Origin of the sequence: Micromonospora tarensis, assembly GCF_016803395.1 — a bacterium.
GTDB classification, from domain to species: Bacteria; Actinomycetota; Actinomycetes; order Mycobacteriales; family Micromonosporaceae; genus Micromonospora; species Micromonospora tarensis.
This window is the reverse complement of record NZ_JAEVHL010000357.1, coordinates 1-4,740: the sequence shown is the minus strand read 5'-3', so window position 1 is coordinate 4,740 and position 4,740 is coordinate 1. Positions and strand designations below refer to the sequence as shown.

6 protein-coding genes are annotated in these 4,740 nt (G+C 72.1%); 3 read left to right on the top strand and 3 right to left on the bottom strand.

Annotation, left to right across the window (positions count from 1 at the left end; all coding sequences use genetic code 11):
* Positions 1–92: 92 nt before the first annotated feature.
* Positions 93–440 carry a DUF305 domain-containing protein gene (locus JM949_RS33650; RefSeq protein ID WP_309232441.1) on the top strand — a complete coding sequence of 116 codons (348 nt, stop codon included), beginning with the start codon at positions 93–95 and terminating at the stop codon, positions 438–440.
* 12 nt (positions 441–452) lie between these two features.
* On the opposite strand, the gene msrB is transcribed toward JM949_RS33650, so the two are convergent.
* Positions 453–857 (bottom strand): peptide-methionine (R)-S-oxide reductase MsrB, encoded by a 405-nt coding sequence (msrB, locus tag JM949_RS33645; protein ID WP_203152073.1) that lies wholly within the window; start codon positions 855–857, stop codon positions 453–455.
* 47 nt (positions 858–904) lie between these two features.
* On the opposite strand from msrB, the gene ligD reads away from it, so the two are divergent.
* The gene (ligD, locus tag JM949_RS33640) at positions 905–1,942 is read left to right on the top strand and encodes a non-homologous end-joining DNA ligase (protein ID WP_203152072.1); all 1,038 of its coding nucleotides are present in this window, start codon (positions 905–907) and stop codon (positions 1,940–1,942) included.
* A gap of 7 nt (positions 1,943–1,949) precedes the next feature.
* Here ligD and JM949_RS33635 read toward each other — a convergent pair whose 3' ends face one another.
* Positions 1,950–3,035, bottom strand: a complete 1,086-nt coding sequence (locus JM949_RS33635) for a hypothetical protein (RefSeq protein ID WP_203152071.1) — start codon at positions 3,033–3,035, stop codon at positions 1,950–1,952.
* The gene (locus tag JM949_RS33630; protein WP_203152070.1) at positions 3,032–3,598 is read right to left on the bottom strand and encodes an RNA polymerase sigma factor; all 567 of its coding nucleotides are present in this window, start codon (positions 3,596–3,598) and stop codon (positions 3,032–3,034) included. Before JM949_RS33630 ends, JM949_RS33635 begins: the two co-directional genes overlap by 4 nt.
* A gap of 605 nt (positions 3,599–4,203) precedes the next feature.
* Here JM949_RS33630 and JM949_RS33625 point away from each other — a divergent pair.
* Positions 4,204–4,740, top strand: a 537-nt coding sequence (locus JM949_RS33625) for a DUF222 domain-containing protein (protein WP_203152069.1), incomplete at its 3' end; no start/stop codon positions are given.

Below are 4,740 nucleotides of genomic sequence, written 5' to 3'. Positions count from 1 at the left end.
GACCATGAGCGGGATCGACGTGGTGTTCCTGAGCACGATGGTCGGGCACAGCGAACGGACCCTGCAGATCGGTCCGGCTGGGCCGGGACCGGGTGCGCGACGGCGCGCTGCGCACCCTGACCGCCGCCATCGAGGCGACCGAGGCCGACGAACTGACCGCCATGCGGGGCTGGTTGCCCACGGCCGGGCCGGGAGCCAGCGCGGCCGCACACCAGCACGACGGGCACGGCGACGACGCGGCGCTCGACCGGTTGCGCACCGCACCGGACGCGGACGTCGACCGGGTGCTGCGCCAGGTGCTCGCCGAGCACCAACGATCGGCCGCCGACCTGGCCCGAGCCCAGGTCGGCGTCGGCCGCAACGAGCGGGTCCGCGACCTGGCCCGGCGCATCGAGCAGTCCCGGACCGCCGAGGTCGAGCTACTCAGGGGTACGCCCTGAGCGGCTGGTGGCTCAGCGGGGTTCGAGCCGGACGGAGATCGAGTTGACGCAGTGCCGGGTGTCCTTCGGGGTGAAGCCCTCGCCGTGGAAGACGTGCCCGAGGTGACTGTCGCAGCGGGCGCAACGGATCTCCGTGCGCGCCATGCCCAGGCTGCGGTCCTCGATCTCCTTGACCCGGCCCGGGATGGCGTCGTCGAAGCTCGGCCAACCGCAGTGCGAGTCGAACTTCGTGTCGCTGGAGAAGAGCTCCAACCCGCAGGCCCGGCAGTGGTAGACCCCCTGGGTCTTGGTGTCCACGTACTCGCCAGTCCACGGACGTTCGGTGCCCGCCTCCCGCAGGACGTGGAACTCCTCGGGGGTCAACCGGACCCGCCACTCGTCCTCGGTCTTCGGCAGCTCGTTGTCGTCAAGACTCACCCGTCAACGGTACGTCGAACGTCGGGGGCGTGGCATATGGTCGCGAGATGGCGGGCACCAAGGCGGCGGTCACCGAGGTCGAGGTGGCCGGCCACAGCGTACGGCTGAGCAGTCCGGACCGGGTGATCTTCCCCCAGCGGGGCTTCACCAAGGCGGACGTCTTCCACTACTACCTGGCCGTCGGCGACGGGATCATGCGGGCCCTGCGGGACCGGCCCACCACGCTGCAACGCTTCCCCGAGGGCGTCGAGGGTGAGGCGTTCTTCCAGAAGCGGGTGCCGACCCGGGGGGTGCCGCCGTGGGTTTCCACCGCGCAGATCACCTTTCCGAGTGGCCGCAACGCGGCGGAACTCTGCCCGGCCGACCTGGCGCACGTCGCCTGGGCCGCGCAGATGGGCACCATCGTGTTCCACCCGTGGCCGGTCCGCGCCAGCGACGTCGACCAACCCGACGAGCTGCGCATCGACCTGGACCCGCAGCCCGGCACCGACTTCGCCGACGCGGCCCGGGCCGCCGGCGAGGTCCGGGCGCTCCTCGACGAGCTGGGCGTGACCGGTTGGCCGAAGACCTCCGGCGGTCGAGGCGTGCACGTCTACCTGCGCATCCAGCCCCGTTGGACGTTCACCGAGGTGCGCCGGGCCACCATCGCGCTGGCCCGGGAGGTGGAACGCCGCAACCCCGACCTGGTGACCACCGCCTGGTGGAAGGAGGAGCGCGGCAGCCGGGTCTTCGTCGACTACAACCAGATGGCCCGCGACCGCACGATCGCCTGCGCGTACTCGCTGCGGGCCAACGCGCGGGCCACCGTCTCCACCCCGGTCAGCTGGGCCGAGCTGCCCGACGTCGACCCGGACGACTTCGACCTGCGCACCGTCCCGGCCCGGCTGGCCGAGCGCGGCGACCCGCACGCCGGCATCGACGACAACCCGTGGGACATCACGCCCCTGCTGGAGTGGGCCGAGCGCGACGCCGCCGCCGGCCAGGGCGACCTGCCGTACCCACCGGACCACCCGAAGATGCCCGGCGAGCCCAAGCGGGTGCAGCCCAGCCGCGCCAAGCGCACCCCGGAGGAGGAGAGCGCCTGAGCGCCGCCTAGTCGCAGGGGTTGAACATCTTGGGTCCGACCCGGTCGCCTGCCGCCACCCTGTCGGCGGTCTCCCAGAACCCGTTCGGCCAGTCACCCTCGGCGTCCATCTGCTGGAGCACCTTCCAGTTGTGGCTGCTGCGCAACGCCTCAGCTGCCCGCTGTAGAGCGGCATGGTCGTCAGCCTTCTTTGCGCGCGTCCACTCGCCGATCCACGCGCAGCCGACCGGGCCGATCACTCGGACGCCGAACTGGTAGGGGTCGTTGACGCCGTCGATGTCCAGCGTGGCGGGGTCGAAGCCCGGCGGGAGCGGCACGTCGGCCAGTACCTTGGCCGCCCGCTCGGTCACCCGCTCGGGCGTGACGATCTCCGCTGGGAGCGCAGCCAGCCACGTACGGGCATCGACGCGGACCACGCTGGCGAGAACCCGGTCGAGATCGGCGCGCGTCCAGGCGCTCGCGGTGCGCATCTCGATGAAGGACCCGTCGCGCGGCCGGAGCATGACCGCGAAGTCGCTCGCGCTGTATCGGAACAGGTCACCCGGCCAGCGGTCGACCTGCACCGGCTCCGGCTTGCTGACCTCGAGCCGATCCTCGTAGCGCCCGTCGTACTCGCTGGCCTCGTACCAGTTCATCCTGAGGTGTCGGGTGCCGTTGCTGTAGGTGATGCTCCCCGCCCGCTTGGTGAACCCGTCGACGTGCGTTGCCTCCCAGCCGGGCTGGTCGATCAACAGCCGCGGGTTCTCCTCGGCCGCCTTCAGCACCATCGCCGAGTAGGAGGTCGTTCCGGGCGCCTCGGAGTTCGACGAGGTTTCCGGGGCCACCTGGTGGTCCCCCGGCTGATCCGTCCGCACCATCGAGATGCCGAAGGCGACAGCGAGTACGGTCGCCGCGACGCCCGCGCTGGCGAGGCCGCCCACCAGACGACGGCGTGGTCGGGAGCGCCGGACCGGTGGTTCGGTGACGGATTCGAGGATCGGCGTGGACATGATCTCCTCCAGGAGGTCCTGTGCGGCCCCGTCGAGGTGCGCGAGGACCTCGGGCCGGTACGGGTCGGCGTCGCGGACCCTCCGGTCAAGCTGTTCGTCGGTCATCTGCCCTCCTCGGGGGCGCGTACGGCCATGACGTCGAGTACATGTCCGGGTGAGTCGAGGTCGTCACCGATGAGGTCTCGCAACCGCGCCCGGGCACGGGACAGCCGCGTACGGACCGCGGCCGGGCTCACTTGGAGGACCACAGCGACCTCGCGCGGCTCCAGCCCTTCCCAGAAGGTCAGCATCAGCACCTCCCGGTCCAGCTCGTTGAGCCGGGCCAGCGCGGCCCGGACGGTCAGTCGTTCGGGCACCTCGCTGCCCGGGTCGACGGCGAGGGCCGCTCTGAAGCGTTGCTGCAGCCGATCGCCCAGCCGCCCCCGGCGGGCCCCGCCTCGGTGGTGGTTGGCCAGCACCCGCCGAGCCACGCCGTGCAGCCACAACCGGGCCTCGGCCTCCGGCGGCATCTCCCGGCTACGCCGCCAGGCGACGAGGAAGGTCTCGGCGACGACGTCGGCCGCGTCCTCCGGCTGCTCGACGCGCCGCATCGCGTACGCCAGCAGCGGCTCGAAGTTGACCGCGTAGACGCGTCGGAAGCGTTCCTCGTGCTCAGTCCCGGAGCTCACGTCTACTCCATGTCCGGTTCCGCGTCCGTCGTGACGGTTGCCGATCCGGAAAATCGCTCGCGGAGGGCCCGTGCCGCGTACTCCACTCGTCCAGAACCCAGGCGTGGTGATCGGGATGCTTCCCCACGTGTGGTGCGCGCACTTCGGCGACTGCCAGCGTACGGACGTCGGCGATCGCCAATCAGCGAGACAGGGCTCCGGCGTCGCCGCTCGGGTCCACCCCGTCGATCGCGGCCCGACCCGCTGCCTCACCCGGGCGGCTGGGCCGTCCACGCCAGGAACCTGGCGAACAGCTCCTTCGGGTCGGTCCCGGCTCGGGATTGAGCGCGTACAGGTCGGCTGTCGCGTCGAACAACTGGCTCGCCAGGTAGATCGACAACCCCACCCCGGTCGGTCCCGTACTGCACCCGCAGCAACATCCGAGCCAATGCGCACGGCCAGGCGGCGGCGCACACCCGGCAGAGCCACGAGGGCCGGCGCGGCAGGTGCTGGTGCACCGGGTGCAGGTCGCTCAGCGGCCCGCCGTGAGGCGGAGGACTGACCGGGCCCGCTCGGGCGGTTCGGCTCGGGCCTTTCTCGTCGTACACCTGTTCTAGAATTTGCCGGTGATCGATGAGTTGGCGCGGGCGGAGGCTGCGGTGGCGGCCTGCGCCGACGCCCCGGCCTGGGCCCTCTCCGAGCACGATCTGATCGCGGTGCTCGACGCCACCCACCGGTTGCGGCAACGGCTGGCGGCGGTGCAGTTGGCGGCGGTCCGCGAGTTGGACGGTCGGGGCACCGCGCTGGCGCAGGGCGCGTCCTCGACGACCGTGTGGCTGCGCCACCGCCTGCGACTCGACGTCTCGGCGGCGCGCCGGTTGGTCGGCCTCGCGGCCTCGGTCGACGTCGCGCCGCCCGGCGTGCGCGACGCCCTGGCGAGCGGGGCGGTCAGTGTGGAACAGGCCCGGGTCATCGCCGACACGGCCGCCACGGTGTCGGCCTCGGCCGGTGCCGAGGTGGCCGACAAGGCGGTCGGCGTGCTGGTCGGGTGGGCCGGGCAGTTCGACCCCACAGTGCTGCGTCGACTGGGCACCCGGATCCTCGACCACGTCGCCCCCGACCTCGCCGACGCCGCCGCCGCGGCGGCCCTGGCCGCCGAGGCC